This window comes from Streptomyces sp. NPDC054975, assembly GCF_053609105.1.
Genome location: NZ_JBSGWV010000040.1, coordinates 39,998 through 60,826, shown reverse-complemented (window position 1 = coordinate 60,826; position 20,829 = coordinate 39,998). Strand labels below are relative to the sequence as shown.

The following is a 20,829-nucleotide window of genomic DNA, read 5'->3' as shown; positions in this document are numbered from 1 at the left end:
GTCTCCACGGGCAGCAGGGCGCGCGCCGCCGCGTCCTCGCCGCCCCGGATCAGGCCGTGGACCTCGCGGGCCAGCGGGGTGACGTCGCGGATGGAGACGGTCCACCGGTCGGCGTAGGCGCGTGAGGCCGGGCCGGACAGGCCCAGTTGGAGCGAGCGGTGCGGCAGCGGGTTCAGGTGCAGGTCCGATGTGCGCCCCGGCCCTCCGCCGTACCGCTCGGTCCTACAGCCCCCTGCGGGGCCCCGGCGGAAGCGCCGCCGGAACGTGGTGCTGCGCCGACCACGCCGCCGGCTGCGCCGTGTGCCGGTGCCCCTGGCTTCCGTACAGTCCCGCGCTCACCGGCGTCCCGAAGGCCCGGAAGCCCAGATCCTCCTCGCCGCTGCGATCACCCGGCAGCGCGCGGAACGACCGGCGGTACTCCGAGTACAGCGCGTCGTAGATCGGTGTCGACGACTGGCCTCCCACGAGGTCCTGCGCCGGGCGCATGGAAGGGATCGAACTCGGATAAGGCTGGCGGGGTGGGTCGTATGTGTGCACGTATGTGCCAACGACCCCGACCTCCGTGGGATGCGGGCGGCTCTCGGAAAGAGGCGCCTGCCGGGGCCTGGGCACGGTCGGAACACCGAAGACGTACGGCGGTCCTATGCCGGGGCGCCCGTGCTCCGTCACGTGCCGGCCAGCGGCATCGCGGCGGCCACCAGACGGCCGTTCGCCGCGGCCTTCTCCAGGGCGTCGCGCAGCAGGTCCTCGCGCGGCTGCTGGCCGATCGAGCCGACCGGGGCGGCGAAGACCAGGACCGTGTGCGACTTGTTGGCCGCCGCGCGCCAGCCCTCGGTGACCTGGAGCGGCTGGTGGGCCTGCCACCAGGCGGCCTGGCCGCTGCCGCCCGTGCCCGGCTGGAGCACCGAGTGCAGCTGGCCCATGGCGACGAGCACGGACCAGCCCGGGAGCGTGTCCGGCTTCTGGTTCACGTCCGCGATCGGCTGGAAGCCCTGCTCGACGAGGAGCGGCAGGAACTCGTCGCTCAGCCCGTCCGTACCCGGGCGGGCGACCGGCGCGGTCGGTTCGACGACCAGCGCCGGGTGCAGCTCGCCGCCGATCAGGACGAGACCGCTGGTGACGCCCAGGACCGCCTGCTCGGGGTGGGCGGCGCCGAGCTCGTCCGCCGCGTCCGTCGCGGCGATGGAGCGGACGGCGCCCTGGAGCTGCTCCTCGGCCACCTTGACGACCTGGGAGGGGATGCAGCTGGCGTGGGCGAACGCCAGGACGGCGGTCTCCTCGCCGACGAACAGCACCGTGCTCGTGCGCTCCTGCTCGGAGTCGCCCGGCGTGCGGCAGGAGGTGCAGTCGTAGCTGCCCGGGGCGTTGTCGCCGGCGAGCAGCCGGTCGGCTTCTTCGTCGCCGATCTCGGCGCGTACGTCCTCGCTGACGTCGAGCATGCGCGGCACGGGGGGCTCCCTGGACTCGGTACGTGCGACGCCGGGCGGTTCCCGGCACGTCTCATGACGAGTTCAACGGGGAAGGATCGGCCGGGGTCACGCGTCCGGGTGCGGCAACTTGTGTGACTCCGACCGGGTGGGGCATGCGCCTCCTCCCGCGCGGCACCGGCGCGGGGCGGCCGTCCCGCGCCTAGCCTGCCGCGATGTCGATGATCAGATGGTGGGCAGCCGGTGCGTCAGCCGCCGCGCTGATGGCGCTCTTCCCGGCCCCGGTGTCGGCGCTGGCACCCGGGACCGTCCGCGCGCAGCAGAGCGGGGCCACGCTTCCCGCGTACGCCTGCGCCAAGGACCAGTGGCCGTGGGGCTGTGTCGCCGAGTGCGAGAGCAGCGGCGACTGGCACATCAACACGGGCAACGGCTTCTACGGGGGCCTTCAGTTCTGGCAGCCGACCTGGGTCGAGCATGGCGGCCTGCGGTACGCGAAGCGGGCCGACCTCGCGACCCGTCCGCAGCAGATCGCCATCGCCGAGGCGGTGCTGCGTACGCAGGGATGGGAGGCCTGGCCGGTCTGCTCGAAGCGGTACGGGCTGAGCGGGCGGGCCCATGTGGTGCAGCCGGGCGACACGCTCAGCTCGGTGGCCGCGCGGTTCGGGATCGCGGGCGGCTGGCAGGCGCTGTACAAGGCGAACCGGAGCGTGGTGGGGGCGGACCCGAACCGGTTGCTCGTCGGGACGATGCTGCGGATCTCGCCGCTCACCGTGCTCTGAGGGCCGCGGTCGCGGCCGTCATGCCGGGGCGCGTTCCGCGGCTTCCCCGCTGAAGGCGAGGGAGCCGCGGCGCAGCTCGTGGAGCAGCGTGCCGGGCGGCAGTCCGGGCGGGGTGCGCTGCTCGGCGAGGACGACGGCGGCGCCGCCCTCGGTGGCGAGGGCGGCGAGCAGCCGGTACGTACGGGCGGCGACCGCGGGCGACATGCCGAGGGCGGGCTCGTCGACGAGGACCACGCGGGCGGAGGTCAGCAGGGCCCGGGAGACGGCGAGCATCCGGCGCTCGCCGCCGGAGAGGGTGCCGGCGGGGTGGGCGAGCAGGGGGACGAGCTCGGGGTACGCGGCGAGGGCCTGGTCCTTGTTCGTGCGGGCGGTGGCGGCGGCCGCGTCGGGGGCCGGGCCGGGGCGCCCGCCCGGGGTCAGGTCGAGGTTCTCGGCGACGGTGAGGGTCGTGTACACCGCCCGTAGATCCGGTACGAAGCACAGTCCGCGCCGCGCCCGGGCGTGGGCGTGGAGGCGGGTGACGTCCGCGCCGCGCCACAGGACCCGGCCGGAGGCCAGGGGCACCGTGCCCGCGAGGGCGCGCAGGGCGGTCGTGCGGCCGCAGCCGTTGCGGCCGACGAGGACGGTGACGGTCGCGGCCGGGACGGGCAGGTCGAGGCCGTGCAGGGCCTCCAGAGGGCCGTAGCGGACGCGGGCGGCGCGCAGGGCGATCTCGACGCTCATGACACGATCCGGCCTCCTTCCATGGTGTGCACGGTGTGGGCGAGACCGGCGACCAGGTCCGGGTCGTGCTCGACGACGAGGACGGTGAGGCCGTCGGCGGCGAGGGCGGCCAGGATCCGGGCGAGGGCGTCGGTCTCGGCGGCGTCCAGACCGGCGGACGGCTCGTCCAGGAGGAGGGTGTGCGGGCCGCCGGCGAGGGCGCGGGCCAGTTCGACGCGGCGCAGGGTGCCGGTGGGCAGGTCGGCGGCGGGGTGGTGGCGGACAGCGCCCGCGAGGCCGAGGAGGCGGAGGGCCTGTTCGGTGGCGGCGGGGTCGTGCCGGGGCAGGTGGCCCTGCTCGGCGCCGAGGCGCACGTTGTCCTCGACGGTGAGGGACGGGAAGACCGCGAGCTGCTGGAAGGAACGGGCGACGCCGAGGCGGGTGCGGGCATGCGCGGGGCGGGCCGTGATGTCGGCGCCGTCGAGGGTGACGCGGCCCGCGGTGGGGCGGAGGGTGCCGGCGAGGCAGTCGAAGAGGGTGCTCTTGCCGGCGCCGTTGGGGCCGACGAGGGCGGTGACGCGGCCGGGGGTGAGGGTGAGGGTGACGTGGGAGAGGGCGGTGAGGCCGCCGGGGTAGGTGTGGGTGAGGTCGTGGGCGTGGAGCCGTGCGGGTGCGGGTGCGGGTGCGGGTGCGCGTGTGGGGGCCGGTGCCGGTCGGTGGGGGTGCGCCCGGCCTCCGGCCGGGCTGGTGTCCCGACCCTCCCCCGGAGCTTCGCCTGGGGGTACCCCCCTCTCGCTTCGCTCGCCCGTGCGACGAATGAATCCGACTACGGGTCCACCTGCGGGTGGGGCGGCGCCGTCGGCGACTGCGGTGGCGTCTCCGCGGCGGCGCGGGAGCCATGACGTCAAAGGCGGGAGGCGGCCCGTCAGGGTGGCCAGGATGCCGATCGTGGCTGCTGCCACGCCGCCCCTCGTACCCGCGTCCAGGCCGACCAGTAGGGCCGCGGCCGCCAGGGGGGAGAGGAGGCTGTCGGCGCCGAGGACGATGATCGCGGCGAACCAGAGGAGGCCGTGGAGCGGGTCGTAGGCCTCCGGGTCGAAGGCGCGCAGGCCCATGCCCAGGAGCCCGCCGCCCAGGGCCGCCAGGGCCGCGCCCAGGACGAAGGCCAGGACCTTGAGCAGGCTCACCCGTACCCCGGTCGCCTCCGCGCCCGCCTCGTGGTCGCGGAGCGCGGCGAGCGCCCGGCCCGTCCGGCCCCGGCGCAGGGCGGCGACCAGGAAGAGGCAGCCGGCCAGGACCACGAGCTCCAGGGCGTAGTAGCGGCGGTCGTCCGCGAAGCCCGCCGGGCGGCCGAGTTCCAGGCCCGCGGTCGCGTACGGCTGCGCGAAGACGAACCGGCTCACCGCCACCCCCACCGCCAGCGTCACGAGTGCCAGGGCGAGGCCGTGCCGTCGGATCGCCGGCCAACCCGTGATCAGGCCCAGGGGCGCCACCAGGAGGACCGCCAGCGCGAGCGCCGCCAGCTCCGGGACGCCGCCCGCCGCGAGCAGCGCCGTGAACAGCGCCCCCAGACCCGCGTAGGCCGCCTGGCCGAGCGCGATCTGGCCGCCGCGGCCCGTCACCACCACCAACGACAGGAGCACGATCGCGAGCGCCGGCACCTGGACGGAGGTGTGCAGGTCCGTGCCCGCGAAGCCCAGGGGGAGCAGGAAGAGTACGGCGACCGTGAGCCAGACACCCGAGGGAGTCCTCGGGGCGACCGTCGGTGGCGGCAGCGCGTCCCGGCCCCGGCCCCCGACCCCCGGCACCACCAGTGCCGCCACCAGGAGCGCCACCACGAACAGGTTCGCCCCCAGCGCCTGGACCAGCGGACCCGCCCAGCCCTCGGGGTGCAGGCGGGTCAACTGCGCCTGCGCCACGCCCAGGGCCAGGGCCGTCACGACCGCGACCGGCAGGCTCCGCATCCGGGCCACCACCGCGACCGCGATCACCTCGACGACCAGGAGGGGCATCCCGTACGGGTCCAGACGTACGTAGGGCGCCAACAGCACCCCCGTCAGGCCCGCCGTGCACGCGCCGAACGCCCAGCCCGCCGCCGCCACCTGGTCCGCGTCGATCCCGCCCAGCATCGCCAGCGGCCGGTTGTCCACCACCGCCCGCAGCTCCCGCCCGAACCGGGTCCACCGGGTCACCGCGCCCACCGCCACGGCCAGCAGGACCACCGCCGCGAGCTGCGTCCACGGATCGTCGCCCAGCAGCACCGGGGCGTCCGCCCGCGCCCCGGTGCCCCACAGCAGCGCCGCCCCGCCGACCAGCAGCACGAAGACCCCGATGGAGGCCACCAGGGTCTGCGCCGGGTTGGAGCCGAGGAGCGCGAGCGGCCGGAACACCGCCCGGTCGAGGACCAGACCGATCCCGGGCGCGACCACGAGCAGCGTCACCAGGGCGCCCACGGGGAGCGGCCAGCGCCACTCGACCACCAACTGGCGCAGGACGTACGCGCAGACCATCGCGATGGCGCCGTGTGCCAGATTGAGCACCCCGGTGGCCCGGTAGGTGACGATCAGTCCGATGCCGGTGAGCGCGGCGGCGCTGCCGACCGCGAGGCCGGCAAGGGTGAGGTCGTACGTCAGCGAGGCCACGGCTCACACACCGGACAGGGGTCGAGCTCCGCCTCCCCGGCCGGTTCGGCGTCCGCCCGGCCCGCCACCAGCGGGCAGTCGGGGCGGTGGGCCAGTGTGCCGCCCGGCACACGGACCGGGGGGTCGGTGGAGGAGGGCGGGGGAGCGGGCTCCTCCCAGGCCTCGGTCCGGGTGGCCTCCGGGCCGCGCTCCGCCGGGGTCCCGTTCCTCGCCGCGCAGGCCACCAGGACCGCCCCCGCCACGATCAGCGCCGCCCCCGGCACCGTGCAGGAGGCCAGGTAGGGCAGCTGGCGCTCGGCGAAGCGTTCGCCGGAGATCCCGTACCAGCCCAGGACGCAGAGCACCGCTCCTCCGGCGACCGCCGCGAGGCCGCCCCACAGCAGGACCCGGGATGTCGGCACGGGACCTCCCTCGACTCTGCCCCCGACATCCTTTTCGCCCGTGATCGCGCCTCTCTTACGGATTGTCTCTTCCTTGCGCTATGCCCGGAACCGGCTCACCCTGGAATCATCAGGCCGCCCGGCCCCGACGGACACCCGGTGGTGAGCCATATGGTTCTCAAGCGACGTGGTCGACGTTCCCCCCTCGCGGCCCTCGCCGCCGCCTCGGTCCTCGTGCTCGGGCCCGTCCTCGCGGGCTGCGGCGACGACGACGCCGGCGACCCGCTCCCGACGGGTACGCGCCCCGCCGCAACCGAGCCCGCCGACCCCGCCGCCGCCCGGGCCGAGATCACGAAGAACTGGACGGCCTTCTTCGACCCGAAGACCCCGATGGAGGAGCGGGCGAAGCTGCTGGAGAACGGCGAGCAGATGCGGCCGGCACTTGAGGCGCTCCTGCAGAACCAGGCCGCCTCGGCGGCCACGGCGAAGGTCACGCAGATCGAGTTCACCTCGCCGAACGACGCGAACGTGACCTACGACCTGCTGGTCAGCGGAGCCACCGCCGTGCCCGCGTCCAAGGGCACGTCCGTCCTCCAGGAGGACGTCTGGAAGGTCTCCACGAAGACCCTCTGCGGCCTCGCGCAGCTCAGCGGTGCGACCGTTCCGGGGTGTTGAGGCCGCCGCGGCGCTGCTCCTCGCCGCGCTGCTCGCCCTGGCCACGGCGTGCGGCAGCCGGCTCCCGGAGCGCGCGTTCGAGACGCGGCCCACCGCCACTGTCCCCTCCGGCGGTGAGCCGCTCCGCGTCGGCATCATCTCCAGCGCCACCAGCCCCGTCGGCGGCGACGCCCTCACCGGCCCGAGCGAAGGAGCCCGCGCCTGGTTCGACGCCCTCAACGAGCGGGGCGGGATCAACGGCCGCCGGGTCGAGGTCGTCACCTGCGACGACGGCGGCAGCGGCGTCGGCAACAACGCGTGCGTGCACCAGCTGATCGACGAACGGAAGGTGTTCGCGCTGGTCGCCACCACCGCCCTCGACTACGCCGGGGCCCCGCTGGTCTCCCAGGCCGGTGTCCCCGACATCGGGGGCCAGCCGCTCACTCCCGCGTACGAGACCTATCCGCATCTGTACGGGATCTACGGCAGCCTCGCCCCGCGCACCGGAGAGGCGCCCGGCTGGGACGGCGTCCTGTACGGCGGGACCGAGGTCTACCGCTGGTTCAAGCGCGAGCACTCCGCCCGTACCGCGGCCGTCGTCGCCTACAACCAGGCCGCGTCGACGGCGTACGCCCGGCTGATCTCCGAGGGGTTGCGGGCCGAGGGGTACCGGGTCGTCGACGAGCAGGTCGACTTCGCCCTGCCCAACTTCCGCGCCGTCGCGGCCGATCTGCGGGCGCAGGGCGCCGACCTCGTCTTCGACGCCCTGGACACCCACGGCAACGCCCGGCTCTGCGAGGCGATGGAGGCGCTCGGGGTGAAGGTCACCGCCAAGGTGACCAACGTGCAGAACTGGTCCTCGACCGTGCCGCGCGACTACGCCGACTCCCCGTCCTGCCGGGCCTCGCTCTTCGTCACCGGCTCCAGTCGCAACCACGCGGACACCGGGCACCCGGCGGTCCGTGAGTTCCGGGCGGCGATGGGCGACCGGCCGCCGACGCAGTGGCAGTTGGAGGGCTGGGCGGCCGCCATGTGGTTCACCGACGCGGCGCTCTCCTGCGGGGACCGGCTCACGCGCGCGTGCGTCGAGGAGTACGTCAACCGGGACGAGCCGTACACCGCGCGCGGGCTGCTGCTGCCCGTCCGCTTCGAGAAGCTCCCCGAGCCGCCGAAGACCCGGGAGACCTGCCTCTCCGTGGCCCGCTGGCAGGACGGCCGGGGCTGGGTCACGCAGGGCGACATGAACACCGACTGCGCCACCGTCCCCCAACTCGGCTACCGGCCCTGAGGAGAACGGCCGTGAGGAGACCGAGTGTCAGGAGACCGAGTGTCAGGAGACCGAGTGTCAGAAGACCGAGCGTCAGGACACCGGCCGTCAGGACACCGGCCGTCTGCCGGGGAGGCCGAGCCAGTACAGTCGCCCTTCACCGACCAATTGACCAGGGGGAACCGGCAGCCCGATGCGCATCTCCTTTCTGCTCCACAACGCGTACCACATCGGTGGGACGATCCGGACGACGTTCACCCTCGCCCAGGTGCTGGCCGAGCGGCACGAGGTGGAGATCGTCTCCGTCTTCCGGCACCGCGACCAGCCGGTGCTCGGCGTCCCCTCCGGTGTGACCCTGCGTCACCTCGTGGACCTGCGCAAGGACAGCCCCGACTACGACGGCGAACACCCGGACATCTCCCGCCCCGCCCGCGTCTTCCCGCGCGGCGACGGCCGCTGGAAGCAGTACAGCGCGCTCACCGACGCCCGGATCGGCGCGCACCTGGCGTCCGTCGAGGCCGACGTGGTGGTCTCCACCCGGCCCGGACTGGGCGTCCACCTCGCCCGGCAGACCCGGCGCGGCCCGGTCCTCGTCGGCCAGGAGCACCTGACCCTGGACGGCCACACCTACCGGCTGCGGCGCGAGCTCGCCCACCGGTACGCGGTCCTGGACGCCGTCACCACGGTCACCGAGGCCGACGCCCGCTCGTACCGGACCCGGCTGCGGCTGCCGGGCGTGCGGATCGACGCGGTGCCCAACAGCGTCCCCGCGCCCGCCCTTCCGCCCGCCGACCCCGCCTCGAAGATCGTCGTCGCGGCGGGTCGGCTGACCCCGATCAAGCGGTACGACGTGCTGGTGGAGGCCTTCGCCACGGTGGTCGCGGCCCACCCGGACTGGAAGCTGCGGATCTACGGCGAGGGCGACCAGGGCGGCAACACCAGGCCGGCGCTCACGCGGCAGATCGAGCGGCTCGGCCTCGGGGAGAACGTCTTCCTCATGGGCATGGCCAGCCCGATGGAGCCGGAGTGGGCCAAGGGCTCCATCGCCGCCGTCACCTCGCGGCGCGAGTCCTTCGGCATGACCCTCGTCGAGGCGATGCGGTGCGGCCTTCCGGTCGTCTCCACCGACTGCCCGTACGGCCCGCGCGAGATCGTCGAGGACGGCGTCGACGGCCGTCTGGTGCCCGTGGACGACGTCTCGGCCGTGGCCCGGGCCCTGCTCGAACTCATCGAGGACGACGAGCTGCGCGCCAAGACCGCCCGGGCCGCGCTCACCGCCTCCGAACGCTTCGACCCGGCCCGGATCGCCGCCCGCCACGAGGAGATCTGGAGCGAACTCGTCGCCCGGGGCACGAGCGGCCGCACCCACGGCCGGCTGAACGAGGCCCGGCACCGGGCGGTCGGCACCCTGGTCGACGCCGCGTACGAGCTGAAGCGCCGGATCGGGATCCTCGTCCGCCGCTTCCGCTGACCGCCGCCCTCCCGCGGGGCGGTGGTCGAGGACCGTATCTGTCCGCGAGGGCTGGCAGACTCGGCGCCATGCTGGAAACGTCCGCACGGCTGCTGCGCCTTCTCTCGCTGCTCCAGGCCCATCGTGAATGGTCCGGCGCCGACCTCGCCGACCGGCTCGGGGTGACCACCCGGACCGTACGACGGGACGTCGACCGACTGCGCGAACTCGGCTATCCGGTCAACGCCAGCCCTGGCACGGGCGGCGGCTACCAGCTCGGCGCCGGCGCCGAGCTGCCGCCGCTGCTGCTCGACGACGACGAGGCCGTCGCCGTCGCGGTCGGGCTGCGGACGGCCGCCGGGCAGGGCGTCGAGGGCGTCGGAGAGGCCTCCGTACGCGCCCTGGCCAAGCTGGAGCAGGTCCTGCCGGGCCGGCTGCAACGCCGGGTGAGCACCCTCAACGCCTTCACCGTGCCGATGCTGCGCACCCCGGCGACCCAGGTCGACCCGGCCGTCCTGACCGAACTGGCCAACGCCTGCCGGGACAGCGAGCGGCTCCGTTTCGAGTACCGCGACCACGGCGGCACGGCCACCCGCCGCACGGTCGAGCCGCACCGCCTCGTCTGCACCGAACGCCGCTGGTACCTGGTCGCCTGGGACGCGGACCGGGCCGACTGGCGGACGTTCCGGGCCGACCGGATCGACCCGAAACCGCCCCACGGCCCCCGCTTCCCGCCCCGCGAGCCGCCCGCCGAGGACCTCGCCGCCTACGTCGCGAAGGGCATCTCCGGCGCGGCCTACGCGGCCGAGGCGACGATCCGGCTGCACGTCCCGCTCGCCGAGGCGGCGTCGGCCGTGGGCCCGATGGACGGCGTCCTGGAGCCGGACGGGGACGGCGCCTGCCTGCTGCGCGCGGGCGCGGGCAGCCTGGCAGGCATGGTCGTCCATGTGCTGATGCTGGGTTTCGAGTTCGAGGTGGTCGCCCCCAGGGAGCTCGACGACTGGGTCCGGATGCTCAGGGACCGGCTTTCTCGCGCCGTGGACCGCTCGGAGCGGTGAGCCGCATCCGTTCGAAGGTCGCGAACTCCGGGTGGTGCAGATCGAAGGCCGGCGCCTCGGAGCGGATCCTCGGGACCGCGTCGAAGTTGTGGCGGGGCGGCGGGCAGGACGTCGCCCACTCGAGGGAGCGGCCGAACCCCCAGGGGTCGTCCACCTCGACCGTCGGCGCGTAGCGGGCGGTGCGCCAGACGTTGTAGAGGAACGGCAGCGTGGAGGTGCCGAGCAGGAACGAGCCGATGGAGGAGACCGTGTTGAGCGCGGTGAACCCGTCGGCGTCCAGATAGTCGGCGTACCGCCGGGGCATGCCCTCCGCGCCGAGCCAGTGCTGCACCAGGAACGTCATGTGGAAGCCGACGAACAGGGCCCAGAAGTGGACCTTGCCGAGGCGCTCGTCGAGCATCTTGCCGGTGAACTTGGGCCACCAGAAGTAGAAGCCGGCGAAGGTCGCGAAGACGACCGTGCCGAAGACCGTGTAGTGGAAGTGGGCGACGACGAAGTACGAGTCGGTGACGGCGAAGTCCATCGGCGGCGAGGCGAGGACGACGCCGGTCAGCCCGCCGAAGAGGAACGACACCAGGAACCCGACCGCCCAGAGCATGGGCGTCTCGAAGGAGAGCGAGCCCTTGAGCATCGTGCCGGTCCAGTTGAAGAACTTCACCCCGGTCGGCACGGCGATCAGGAACGACAGCAGCGAGAAGAACGGCAGCAACACCGCCCCGGTGACGAACATATGGTGCGCCCACACGACCATCGAGAGCCCGGTGATCGCCATGGTGGCGGCGACCAGGGTGGCGTAGCCGAAGATCGGCTTGCGGGCGAAGACCGGGATGATCTCGCTGATGATGCCGAAGAACGGCAGCGCGATGATGTAGACCTCGGGATGGCCGAAGAACCAGAAGAGGTGCTGCCACAGCAGCGCCCCGCCGTTCCCGGGCTGGAAGACCACCGAGCCGAACCGCCGGTCGGACTCCAGGACGAGCAGCGCGGCGGCCAGGACCGGGAACGCCATCAGCACCAGGATCGCGGTGAACAGGACGTTCCAGGTGAAGATCGGCATCCGGAACATCGTCATCCCCGGCGCCCGCATCCCGACGATCGTCGCCAGGAAGTTCACCGAGGTGAGGATCGTGCCGAAGCCGGAGAGCGCCAGCCCCATGATCCACAGGTCGATGCCGATGCCGGGGGAGCGCTCCAGGCTGTTGAGCGGGGCGTACGCGGTCCAGCCGAAGGCGGCGGGCCCGCTCGGCACGAGCAGCGAGCCGAGCACCATCAGGCCGCCGAAGAGGAACAGCCAGTACGAGAACATGTTCAGCCGCGGGAAGGCGACGTCGGGGGAGCCGATCTGGAGCGGTACCAGCTCGTTGGCGAAGCCGGCGAAGGTGGGCGTCGCGAAGAGCAGCAGCATGATCGTGCCGTGCAGCGTGAACGCCTGGTTGAACTGCTGGTTGTCCAGCAGCTGGATCCCGGGGCGGGCCAGCTCCGCCCGCATCAGCATCGCCATCACGCCGGCGGCCAGGAAGAAGAAGAACGAGGTGACCAGGTAGAGGTGGCCGATCTTCTTGTGGTCGGTCGTGGTGAGCCAGTCGATCAGGACCCGCCCATGCCGTTCCCGAGGTGATTCGACGGCCGCGGTCGCGGTGTCGGTGCCCATCGATGCCTCCGGTGGTCCGATCGTCCGGACATGATGCGCGCCCGGGAGGCGGGGACGCGGGAGGCGGGCCGCCGGGCTGCTCCGGTCGGCCGAACGTGTGCGCGTGATGCGGGGAAATTGTGAATACCGTGAGGTCGTCGCGTACCGCTGAATTCGCCTGACCGGGCGGCGCGACCGAATTCCGGAAGCCTTCGGGGGAACTGCCGGAACGGACCTGCAATTGCCGGAGATTCGGCTGGAAACTGCCCTTACGGGTGACGGTGCTCGTGTCAAACATATGTCGAGAAGCTGTGACACAAGCGTGACCGGTAAGGGACTAACGTGAGCCTCATGACACCCAAGCCGACCTCCCCCGTACCGCCGGAAGACTATGTGGGTCTCGACCGGGAGCACGCCGAACGGCTCGCCCGTGACCACGGCTGGACCGTGGTCCGTTCACTGCCACCGGGCTCGATCGTCACGATGGAGTACCTGGAGGGCCGTATCAACTTCGAGGTGACGGACGGCACCGTCACGCGCTGCTGGCTGGGTTAGGAGCTGGTTCACGAGGAAGGGCCCCGGCGCGGAGCCGGGGCCCTTCCCTGTGCCGTCCGTACGCCCTGGCGGGCCGTGGGTCAGCCGCCGGTGAGCGGCCGCGAGTGCCCCGGGCGGCGGCTGCCGGTCGGGGTGACCGGCGTCCGCTCCGAGCGCGCGCCGTGCCCCGCGTGCCCGGCATGGGCCGTGTGCGCCCGGGGGGTGGTGAGCGGCGGCGCGAGACGGCCGTCCCCGCGCACCGCGGACGAGGCCCGCCCGCTGTGGGCGCCGACGATCTCCCGGACCGGCTCCTCGGCCGCGGCCGGGCGCTGCGGGTACAGCGTGGTGCGCGGCCCGCCCGTCGCCACGGGCAGCGAGGGGACCAGTCGGCGGCGGGCCCGCAGCTGCTCGCGCAGCCGGTCGCGGGCGCTGAGCACGATGGCCTCCGCGCGGCTGATCAGCGGCTCGCACCAGGGCAGCGCCAGCAGGATGAGCAGCCCGGCGGCCCAGCCGAGCAGCACGTCGCTCAGCCAGTGCGTACCGATGTAGACGGTGGTCAGCCCGACGCCGAGCGCGACCACGGCGGAGAGCGCCGAGAGGTAGCGCCTGGCCCGTGGCGTGGTCGCCAGATAGGCCAGGATGCCCCAGGTCACGACCGCGTTGGCGGTGTGGCCGGAAGGGAATATATCGCCACCCGCGAAGAGTTCGGCCGAGCCGATCTGCGTCGCGTAGTGGGGACCGAGGCGGCCGAGTCCGAGCTTGACCGCGCCGACGGTGACATTGAGCAGGAGCAGGGCGGCACCGAGGGTGAGCAGGGGCCGCAGGGTGTGCTGGCGCCAGGAGCGCCAGCCCAGCCAGGCCGCCACCATCACGGCCGTCGGGCCGCGTTGACCGAGGACGACGTAGTAGTCGAGGAAGGCGTGCAGGTCCGGCCACTGCTGATAGGGCCGGAAGAGCATGATCTTCCAGTCGAGGGTCACCAGCCACGTCGAGAGCAGCACGGCCACGACGATGGCGAGATAGAACGCCAGCGTCCCGCCGAAGAGGGCGAGACGCGTGCGGGTCATCCGCGGGACCTCTATCTTCGGCGGTTCCGGCTCCCGGTCCAGCCGGGCAAAGATGTCGGTTCGCACCCAATCGACGTTACAGGGAGTGAGTGTCGACCTTGGTCGATCCGGTGTCTTCGTGATGACGATGTGATGTGGAGTAGGTCTCAGGGCGGGGGTTATTCCTGGCGTCTGTCTGAGAATCCGATGACCTTGTGCCCTATTGGGCGCAGTCGACTTTACGGAAGTCTGTTTGTACGTCACGGAAATTTCCCAAACGGTTGTACGGGCGGAATTCGGCGCGACGCACGGCCCTGGTCGAGTGGCGTACGACACACCCGGCGGTCCGCCGGGGTGAGAGCTGCACCACGCGCTCGTGCCACGAACTCGCGTACGCTGACGGCTCACTCGCCCGTCGATGCCGGGCCGCCCCGAGGACCCGAACCCCGGCCGGCGCCCGCCGAGTGCGAGGGCTTCACCTGGGAGGTACGTACATGCAGCGGACGATCACGGCCGGAGCACGGCTCCGCGCCGCCGGCGGCGGTGCCAACCGCTGGGTCGTCCTCGTCGTCCTCTGCGTCAGCCTGCTGCTGGTCGCGCTGGACGCCACCGTGCTCCACGTCGCCGTCCCCTCCCTCACCGAGGACCTGCGCCCCAGCTCCACCGCGCTGCTCTGGATCGTCGACGCCTACCCGCTGATCTGCGCCGCGCTGCTGATCCTCTTCGGCACGCTCGGCGACCGGGTCGGACGGCGGCGGGTCCTGCTCCTCGGTTACGCGCTCTTCGGCGTCGCCTCGGCCGTCGCCGCCCTCGCCACCGCCCCCGGCGTCCTGATCGGCGCCCGCGCCCTCCTCGGCGTCGGCGGGGCGATGATCATGCCCGCCACCCTCTCGATCCTCCGGGCGGTCTTCCCCGACCGGCGCGAGCGGGCCACCGCCATCGGCATCTGGACGGCCGTCGCCGCGGTCGGCGCCGCCACCGGTCCCGTGCTCGGCGGCTTCCTGGTCGAGCACTACTGGTGGGGCTCGGTCTTCCTGATCAACATCCCGCTGATGGCGCTGATCCTGCCGCTCGGCCGCTGGCTGCTCCCCGAGTCCAAGGGCCGCGACGACGGCCCCTGGGACGTCCTCGGCGCGCTGATGGCCGCGGCCGGTGTGCTCGGCGTGGTCCTCGGGGTGAAGCGGATCGGCGCGGGCGAGAACCTGCTCGCGCCGGCGACCTGCGGCCCGCTGCTCCTCGGCGCGGCGCTGCTCATCCTCTTCGTACGGCGGCAGAAGCGCCGGGCGCACCCGCTGATCGACATGCGGCTGTTCTCCCGGGCCGCCTTCACCACGTCCGTCGGCTGCATCGTCCTCGCCATGCTGGCCCTGGTCGGCCTGGAGCTGATCGCTGTCCAGTACCTCCAGCTCGTCCTGGGGCTCAGCCCTCTGGAGACCGGGCTGCGACTGCTGCCGCTCACCTTCGCCGCCATGGCGGCCGGCGCCACCGGCTCGTACACCCTGCGCCGGATCGGACCGCGCCGCATGGTCGGCTGGGGCTTCGTCCTCACCGCCGCCGCCGTGCTGCTGCTCGTCCTGATGGGCCAGCACGACCGGCCGCTGCTGCTCACCTGTGGCTTCGTGCTGCTCGGCTTCGGGCTGCAGACGACCCTCTTCTCCGCCTACGAGTCGATGCTCAGCGAGGCCCCGCCGGAGAGCGCGGGCGGAGCGGCGGCCATCGGCGAGACCTCGTACCAGCTCGGCGCGGGCATGGGCATCGCGCTGCTCGGCAGTGTGATGAACGCCGCGTACGCCCCCGGCCTCGCCTCCGTCCCCGGGGTGCCGGCCGAGGCGAGCCGGGCTGCCGCGAACTCACTCGGCGAGGCCTACCAGATCGCCGACCACCTCGGCGGCACGGCCGGCGGGGCGCTGTACCACGCGGCCCGGCACGCCTTCGTGGACGGCCTGCACGTCACGCTCTTCGTCAGCGCGGGGCTGCTGCTGGTCGGTGCGCTGATGGCGCTGCGACTGCCCCGCGTCATGGAGTGCACGGTCGATCCGGAGGACCTGGTGCGACCGGTCCCCGAGGAGGCGGCCCCCGAGGAGGTACGGGTGCCGGCCAGCCGGGAGCCGGTCGAGCCCGCCGGTTCCGGCCGCCCGGCGCACTGAGTCGCGCCGGAGGCACCGGCCGGCCTTCGGTGGGCGTACCCCGGCGTCACCGCCGGACGGCGCGCCCACCGCTCAGCTCTGGTTGAAGAAACCGTCCTGCGCACGCCCCGCGGGGTCCCCGCTGATGATCTGCGTGTCGGCCGGGGTCAGCAGGAAGACCCGCGTCGCCACGCGCTCGATGGAGCCACGCAGACCGAAGGCGAGACCGGCGGCGAAGTCCACCACGCGCTTGGCGTCGGAGGGCTCCATGGCCGTGAGGTTCACGATGACCGGGACGCCGTCCCGGAAGAGCTCGCCGATGCCCCGGGCGTCCCGGAACCCGTCCGGGGAGACGGTCGCGATCCGGCGGCCCTGCTCCTGCGCCGAGTCGGACGCCACCCGGACCCGGGGGTCCGTCACCCAGGCGTCGCCGCTGTCGTTACCCTCGGCGTACTCGTCGTCGTAGTAACGCTCGTCGTTGTCCTCGACGAGTCCCAGCCAGGCACTCGCCTTGCGCACCGATCCCATGGACGCCTCCTTTCAGCGCGGTCACTTGTGGTTCCGCATTCCCTATCGTCGTCCATCATGCGGATCCCGCGCCAAGTGGATAGTCGGCGCGCGCGGGTTTCGTGACGGTACTGGTGCAGAAAGTGAGGCCCAGTTTCTGGCGATTCGTCAGGAAACTTGCGGTATGCGGGGCCTGACGGAGGTTCCGGACGGGCTGTGCAACTTAAAATATGAAAGTCGGGCCAGAAGGGTGACCGTCGGAGCGTCCGGGTGAACGGGACGGTCGCTACGATGCCCGGCACACCGCTGCACACGCACATGCGCGCGACTCACGGGGGAGTCTCTTGTTCGGAATCGTCAGGCCCTGCACGCACCGGCTCACCGAGGGCCTCAAGGTCGAGTGGATGGCCCATCTCTGCGGTCTCTGCCTGGCACTTCGGGCCGACCACGGGCAGTTCGCCCGGGTGGTGACGAACTACGACGGGCTCATCGTCTCGGTCCTGACGGAGGCTCAGACCGGGCCGGTGGAGGGCATACGCCGGACCGCGGGCCCCTGCCCGCTGCGCGGGATGCGCACCGCGCCGGTCGCCCAGGGCGAGGGCGCGCGGCTGGCGGCGGCCGTCTCGCTGGTCCTCGCCTCGGCGAAGGTCCGGGACCACGTCGCCGACCGGGACGGGCTGTTGGCCCGCCGCCCGGTCGCCGCGGCGGCCCGCCGGGTCGCCAGGTCCTGGGACCGGGCGGGCGCGCGGACCGGGCGCGCGCTCGGCTTCGACACCGCCGTCCTGGTGGACGCCGTGGACCGGCAGACCGGCATCGAGACGCTCGCGGGCCTCGGCACACCGCTCCTCGCCGTGACCGAACCGACCGAGACGGCGACGGCCGCGGCCTTCGCGCACACCGCCGTCCTCGCGGGCCGGCCGGGCAACGCCGCACCGCTCGCCGAGGCGGGCCGGCTCTTCGGGCGGCTCGCCCACCTGCTGGACGCGGTGGAGGACCGGGAGGCCGACGCCGCGTCGGGCGCCTGGAACCCGCTCACCGCGACCGGCACCTCACTCACCGAGGCCCGCCGGCTCGCGGACGACGCGCTCCACGGGATCCGCCTCGCGCTGCGGGACGCGGAGTTCGTGAACGGCCGACTGGTGCACATGCTGCTCGCGCACGAGCTGAAGGTCTCGGTCGACCGGGCCTTCGGTACGACGAGCTGCGCGCACGGGGTCGGTACCCCCGGTGCGTCCCATCAGCCCGGGCCGTACGCTCCGGGCCCGGCGCCCGGGAACCCGTACGCGCCCGGTGGCCCGGGTGGTCCGGGAATGCCGCCGCCCGAGCCGCCCAACCGGCGTCGGGGCCTGCTGGCCGGCTGTGCGGTCTGGCTGGGCCTGGCGTGTACGTGCCGGCTGTGCTGCGGGCACGAGGACCCGTGGAGCCGGGAGCGCCGCGAAGGGCTCTGCAACGACATAGGCAACTGTTGCGACTGCTGTGACTGCTGCAGCAACTGCTGCGGCGAGGGGGACGGCTGCTGCGGGGACTGCGACTGTGGGTGCGACTGCGGCTGCTGAGGCACCGTGGCCCGGGGCACGGGGGTGACGCGGAACGCGCCCGTCGGTCCTCGCCCTCCTGCGCGACCGAAGCGTCGTACCCCAGGCTTCCCGGGCCCGTATGGAAAGCTGACTCACCATGCGTACGGACAGCACCGGCAGCACCGATCCCGGGCAGGACTGGCAGCACTGGCACGAGCAGCGCACCGCGGCGGTCGCCTCGTCGTACGGTCCGCTCTCCCTCACCGGCACGTACTGGCTCTCCGACTACCCGGAGGGTCGAATTCCGGCCGTTCCGGGGCGGTGGCGGGACGAGGTCGACGAGGTGGTCCTGACGGCCGGCGCCGAGGACGCCATCACGGTCGACGGCGAGCCCCTGATGGGCAGCGTCCGGCTCACGGCCGACCACGCCCCGATCCACGAGTCCCGGGTCGAGTCCGCGGGCCGGCGGCTCGTCGTCATGAGCCGCGAAGGGCTGTGGGCGGTACGGGACTTCGACCCCGAGTCAGCGGCGCGGCGCGCCTTCAAGGGCATCGAGGCCACCCCGTACGACGCGCGTTGGGTGGTGCCCGGCACCTTCCGAGCGTACGAGCGGTCCCGGAGCGTCCGGGTGGAGAACGCGGACGGCAGGGAGCGCGGGCTCGGGCTCTCGGGCGAGCTCTCCTTCGAGCTGCACGGCGCCGAGCACACCCTTCAGGTCGCGGTGGAGGACGACGGCACGCTGTGGGCGGTCTTCGCGGACGCGACCAGTGGCCGTGACAGCTACCGGTTCCGTTTCCTGCGTCCCGCCGCCCCCGCCCCGGACGGATCGGTGACGGTCGACTTCAACCGCGCGCTGCTGCCGCCGTGCGCCTTCGTGGACCACTTCATCTGCCCGTTCCCGCCGCCGGGGAACACGCTCGACACCGCCGTGCCGGCGGGGGAGCGGCGGCTGGTCGAGGGCTGACCTGGTCGTTCTGTCGTCGGACGGCGTGCGAGGGGCGACGGTGGCCGTGCGGCCGCGGACGCCTCTTCCGTATGCGCTCTTGTGCGGGCGGCCACGCGGGGCCACTATCCAAGCCGGTGCATGTCAGGAACACATCACCTGACGGCGCCTCACGGGCCCGCACCCACGGGCCCCTCCGCTTTTCCCATGAGGAGAGTCAGTGAGACAAGTGAGGACCAAGCGCATCCGACTGCTCGCCGTAGCGGCAGGCCTCGCCGCCGCCACCACCCTCGCCCTGCCCGGCGCCCACGCGGCCCCCGTACCCGGGCCGGCCGGCGCCGCCCAGCTCGCCCGCGCCGACGCCGCCGTCCTGAAGGCCGACGTCGGCGGCACGGCCTGGTACGTCGACCAGGCCTCCGGCAAGGTCGTCGTCACCGTCGACTCCACCGTCTCCGACGCCGAGATCGCCACGATCCGCCGGACCGCGGGCGCCGACGCCGGCGCCCTCAAGGTCGAGCACACCCCTGGCGTGTTCACGCCCCTCCTCGGAGCGGGAGACGCCATCTACGGCAGCGGCTACCGCTGCTCGCTCGGCTTCAACGTGCGCAGCGGCAGCACGTACTACTTCCTCACCGCGGGCCACTGCGGCAACGTGGTCAAGACCTGGTACGCCAACTCGGCCCAGTCCACGCTGATCGGCCCCACCACCGGGTCCAGCTTCCCGGGCAACGACTACGCGCTGGTCCGCTACGACAACGCCTCGCTCGCCCACCCGGGCGGCTTCACCGCGGCCGACGCCTACGTCGGCGAGTCCGTCAAGCGCTCCGGCTCCACGACCGGCACCCGCAGCGGCACCGTCACCGGCCTGAACGCCACGGTCCACTACTCCGGCGGCGGCACCGTGCGCGGCATGATCCAGACCAACGTCTGCGCCGAGCCCGGCGACTCCGGCGGTGCGCTCTACGACGGCACCAAGGCCCTCGGCCTCACCTCCGGCGGCAGTGGCAACTGCTCCACCGGTGGCACCACCTTCTACCAGCCGGTTCCCGAGGCACTCGCCAAGTACCGGGTCAGCCTCTACTGATCTCCCAAATCCCTCTGACCGCTCGGTAGTTGAGCGTCCAACGGCCGAAAGGCGCCCTTGCGGCGCCGACCCGGGCGGCCCGAGACTCCCCCACAGCGCCGGCCCCTGGCCGCGCCTCACGGGTCCGACACCCCACGACGGACCCCCGAATCCCCCTGGAGGGACGCGAAGTGAGGATCAAGCGCACCACCCCCACGAGAACCATCCGTCTGCTCGCCGTCGCGACCGGCCTCGCCGCCGCAGCGGCCGTCGCGGTTCCCGCGGCGAACGCGCAGACGACCCAGACGTTCAGCGCGTCGCAGCTCTCCGCCGCGGGCGACGCCGTACTCGCCGCCGACGTGGCCGGTACCGCCTGGCACGTCGACCAGGCCACCAACACCCTGGTGGTCACCGCCGACTCCACCGTGTCCGCGGCGGAGATAGCCGAGATCAAGCGCGAGGCCGGCGCCAACGCCGGGGCGATCCGGGTCGAGCGCACCCCCGGCAAGTTCAACAAGCTGATCTCCGGCGGCGACGCCATCTACTCCAACACCGGGCGCTGCTCCCTCGGTTTCAACGTCCGTGACAGCGCGGGCGCCTACTACTTCCTGACCGCCGGGCACTGCACCGACGGCACGGGCACCTGGTACGCCAACTCCGCCCGCACGACCGTACTCGGCTCCACGTCGGGGTCCAGCTTCCCGAACAACGACTACGGCATCGTCCGGTACACCAACAGCAGCATCACCAAGTCCGGCACGGTCGGCAGCGTGGACATCACCAGCGCCGCGAACGCCACCGTGGGCATGTCCGTGACCCGTCGCGGCTCCACCACCGGCACCCACAGCGGCTCGGTGACCGGCCTCAACGCCACCGTCAACTACGGCGGCGGCGACATCGTGTACGGCATGATCCGCACCAACGTCTGTGCCGAGCCCGGCGACTCCGGCGGCCCGCTCTACTCCGGCAGCCGCGCGATCGGTCTCACCTCCGGTGGCAGCGGCAACTGCTCCAGCGGCGGTACGACCTTCTTCCAGCCGGTGACCGAGGCGCTGAGCGCGTACCGGGTCAGCGTGTACTAGGCGGAGGCCACTCTCCGTAGGA

Annotated in this window: 19 protein-coding genes and 1 pseudogene; 11 read left to right on the top strand and 9 right to left on the bottom strand. The window is 73.0% G+C overall.

The features are described 5' to 3' along the window. From ACWF79_RS27140 to ACWF79_RS27130, 3 genes and pseudogenes are all read right to left on the bottom strand, one after another. Positions 1–266 (bottom strand): annotated as a pseudogene (locus tag ACWF79_RS27140) (DUF4291 family protein); the annotation flags it as partial. Further along, the gene (locus ACWF79_RS27135) at positions 223–537 is read right to left on the bottom strand and encodes a hypothetical protein (RefSeq protein WP_453730777.1); all 315 of its coding nucleotides are present in this window, start codon (positions 535–537) and stop codon (positions 223–225) included. The gene ACWF79_RS27135 and the pseudogene ACWF79_RS27140, both read right to left, overlap by 44 nt. Before the next feature lie 128 nt (positions 538–665). Further along, positions 666–1,448, bottom strand: coding sequence for a hypothetical protein (locus ACWF79_RS27130; protein WP_453730776.1), 783 nt, complete (start codon positions 1,446–1,448; stop codon positions 666–668). 194 nt (positions 1,449–1,642) lie between these two features. Between ACWF79_RS27130 and ACWF79_RS27125 the strand changes: the two genes are divergently transcribed. Next, positions 1,643–2,206: a LysM peptidoglycan-binding domain-containing protein gene (locus ACWF79_RS27125; protein ID WP_453730775.1), complete on the top strand. Its 564-nt coding sequence runs from the start codon at positions 1,643–1,645 to the stop codon at positions 2,204–2,206. Positions 2,207–2,224: 18 nt separating this feature from the next. Here ACWF79_RS27125 and ACWF79_RS27120 read toward each other — a convergent pair whose 3' ends face one another. The 3 genes from ACWF79_RS27120 to ACWF79_RS27110 are packed head-to-tail and all read right to left on the bottom strand — an operon-like array spanning position 2,225 to position 5,951. Continuing rightward, on the bottom strand, positions 2,225–2,929 hold the full coding sequence (locus ACWF79_RS27120) for an ATP-binding cassette domain-containing protein (protein WP_453730774.1): 705 nt from the start codon (positions 2,927–2,929) through the stop codon (positions 2,225–2,227). Next, positions 2,926–5,550: an ABC transporter permease subunit gene (locus tag ACWF79_RS27115; RefSeq protein ID WP_453730773.1), complete on the bottom strand. Its 2,625-nt coding sequence runs from the start codon at positions 5,548–5,550 to the stop codon at positions 2,926–2,928. The genes ACWF79_RS27120 and ACWF79_RS27115 overlap by 4 nt, the downstream gene beginning before the upstream one ends. Then, positions 5,538–5,951 carry a hypothetical protein gene (locus ACWF79_RS27110; RefSeq protein ID WP_453730772.1) on the bottom strand — a complete coding sequence of 138 codons (414 nt, stop codon included), beginning with the start codon at positions 5,949–5,951 and terminating at the stop codon, positions 5,538–5,540. The genes ACWF79_RS27115 and ACWF79_RS27110 overlap by 13 nt, the downstream gene beginning before the upstream one ends. A gap of 150 nt (positions 5,952–6,101) precedes the next feature. Between ACWF79_RS27110 and ACWF79_RS27105 the strand changes: the two genes are divergently transcribed. The 4 genes from ACWF79_RS27105 to ACWF79_RS27090 all read left to right on the top strand — a co-directional run bounded on the left by ACWF79_RS27105 (position 6,102) and on the right by ACWF79_RS27090 (position 10,359). After that, the gene (locus ACWF79_RS27105) at positions 6,102–6,605 is read left to right on the top strand and encodes a hypothetical protein (RefSeq protein ID WP_453730771.1); all 504 of its coding nucleotides are present in this window, start codon (positions 6,102–6,104) and stop codon (positions 6,603–6,605) included. Further along, positions 6,583–7,872, top strand: a complete 1,290-nt coding sequence (locus ACWF79_RS27100) for an ABC transporter substrate-binding protein (RefSeq protein WP_453730770.1) — start codon at positions 6,583–6,585, stop codon at positions 7,870–7,872. The genes ACWF79_RS27105 and ACWF79_RS27100 overlap by 23 nt, the downstream gene beginning before the upstream one ends. A 172-nt stretch (positions 7,873–8,044) precedes the next feature. Further along, a complete protein-coding gene (locus tag ACWF79_RS27095) occupies positions 8,045–9,322 on the top strand; it encodes a glycosyltransferase family 4 protein (RefSeq protein ID WP_453730769.1) in 1,278 nt (425 codons plus the stop codon). A gap of 68 nt (positions 9,323–9,390) precedes the next feature. Beyond that, on the top strand, positions 9,391–10,359 hold the full coding sequence (locus ACWF79_RS27090) for a helix-turn-helix transcriptional regulator (protein ID WP_453730768.1): 969 nt from the start codon (positions 9,391–9,393) through the stop codon (positions 10,357–10,359). On the opposite strand, the gene ctaD is transcribed toward ACWF79_RS27090, so the two are convergent. Continuing rightward, positions 10,316–12,010, bottom strand: a complete 1,695-nt coding sequence (ctaD, locus tag ACWF79_RS27085) for an aa3-type cytochrome oxidase subunit I (protein ID WP_453730767.1) — start codon at positions 12,008–12,010, stop codon at positions 10,316–10,318. The genes ACWF79_RS27090 and ctaD overlap by 44 nt on opposite strands. A gap of 330 nt (positions 12,011–12,340) precedes the next feature. Between ctaD and ACWF79_RS27080 the strand changes: the two genes are divergently transcribed. Further along, positions 12,341–12,544, top strand: a complete 204-nt coding sequence (locus ACWF79_RS27080; RefSeq protein ID WP_453730766.1) for a proteinase inhibitor I78 — start codon at positions 12,341–12,343, stop codon at positions 12,542–12,544. An 80-nt stretch (positions 12,545–12,624) separates the two neighbouring features. Here the strand turns inward: ACWF79_RS27080 and ACWF79_RS27075 are convergent, their stop codons facing one another. Then, the gene (locus ACWF79_RS27075; protein WP_453730765.1) at positions 12,625–13,656 is read right to left on the bottom strand and encodes a phosphatase PAP2 family protein; all 1,032 of its coding nucleotides are present in this window, start codon (positions 13,654–13,656) and stop codon (positions 12,625–12,627) included. 407 nt (positions 13,657–14,063) lie between these two features. Between ACWF79_RS27075 and ACWF79_RS27070 the strand changes: the two genes are divergently transcribed. Next, entirely contained in the window at positions 14,064–15,716 is a 1,653-nt protein-coding gene (locus ACWF79_RS27070; RefSeq protein ID WP_453730764.1) for an MFS transporter, read from the top strand. Between the two features lie 72 nt (positions 15,717–15,788). Here ACWF79_RS27070 and ACWF79_RS27065 read toward each other — a convergent pair whose 3' ends face one another. Next, a complete protein-coding gene (locus ACWF79_RS27065; protein ID WP_453730763.1) occupies positions 15,789–16,223 on the bottom strand; it encodes a cell division protein SepF in 435 nt (144 codons plus the stop codon). 323 nt (positions 16,224–16,546) lie between these two features. Between ACWF79_RS27065 and ACWF79_RS27060 the strand changes: the two genes are divergently transcribed. The 4 genes from ACWF79_RS27060 to ACWF79_RS27045 all read left to right on the top strand — a co-directional run bounded on the left by ACWF79_RS27060 (position 16,547) and on the right by ACWF79_RS27045 (position 20,807). Next, the gene (locus ACWF79_RS27060; RefSeq protein ID WP_453730762.1) at positions 16,547–17,758 is read left to right on the top strand and encodes a DUF5685 family protein; all 1,212 of its coding nucleotides are present in this window, start codon (positions 16,547–16,549) and stop codon (positions 17,756–17,758) included. Between the two features lie 118 nt (positions 17,759–17,876). After that, positions 17,877–18,683, top strand: coding sequence for a DUF1684 domain-containing protein (locus ACWF79_RS27055; protein ID WP_453730761.1), 807 nt, complete (start codon positions 17,877–17,879; stop codon positions 18,681–18,683). A gap of 208 nt (positions 18,684–18,891) precedes the next feature. Then, positions 18,892–19,746: a S1 family peptidase gene (locus ACWF79_RS27050; protein WP_453730780.1), complete on the top strand. Its 855-nt coding sequence runs from the start codon at positions 18,892–18,894 to the stop codon at positions 19,744–19,746. Positions 19,747–19,916: 170 nt separating this feature from the next. Continuing rightward, positions 19,917–20,807, top strand: coding sequence for a S1 family peptidase (locus tag ACWF79_RS27045; protein ID WP_453730760.1), 891 nt, complete (start codon positions 19,917–19,919; stop codon positions 20,805–20,807). Positions 20,808–20,829 lie beyond the last annotated feature (22 nt).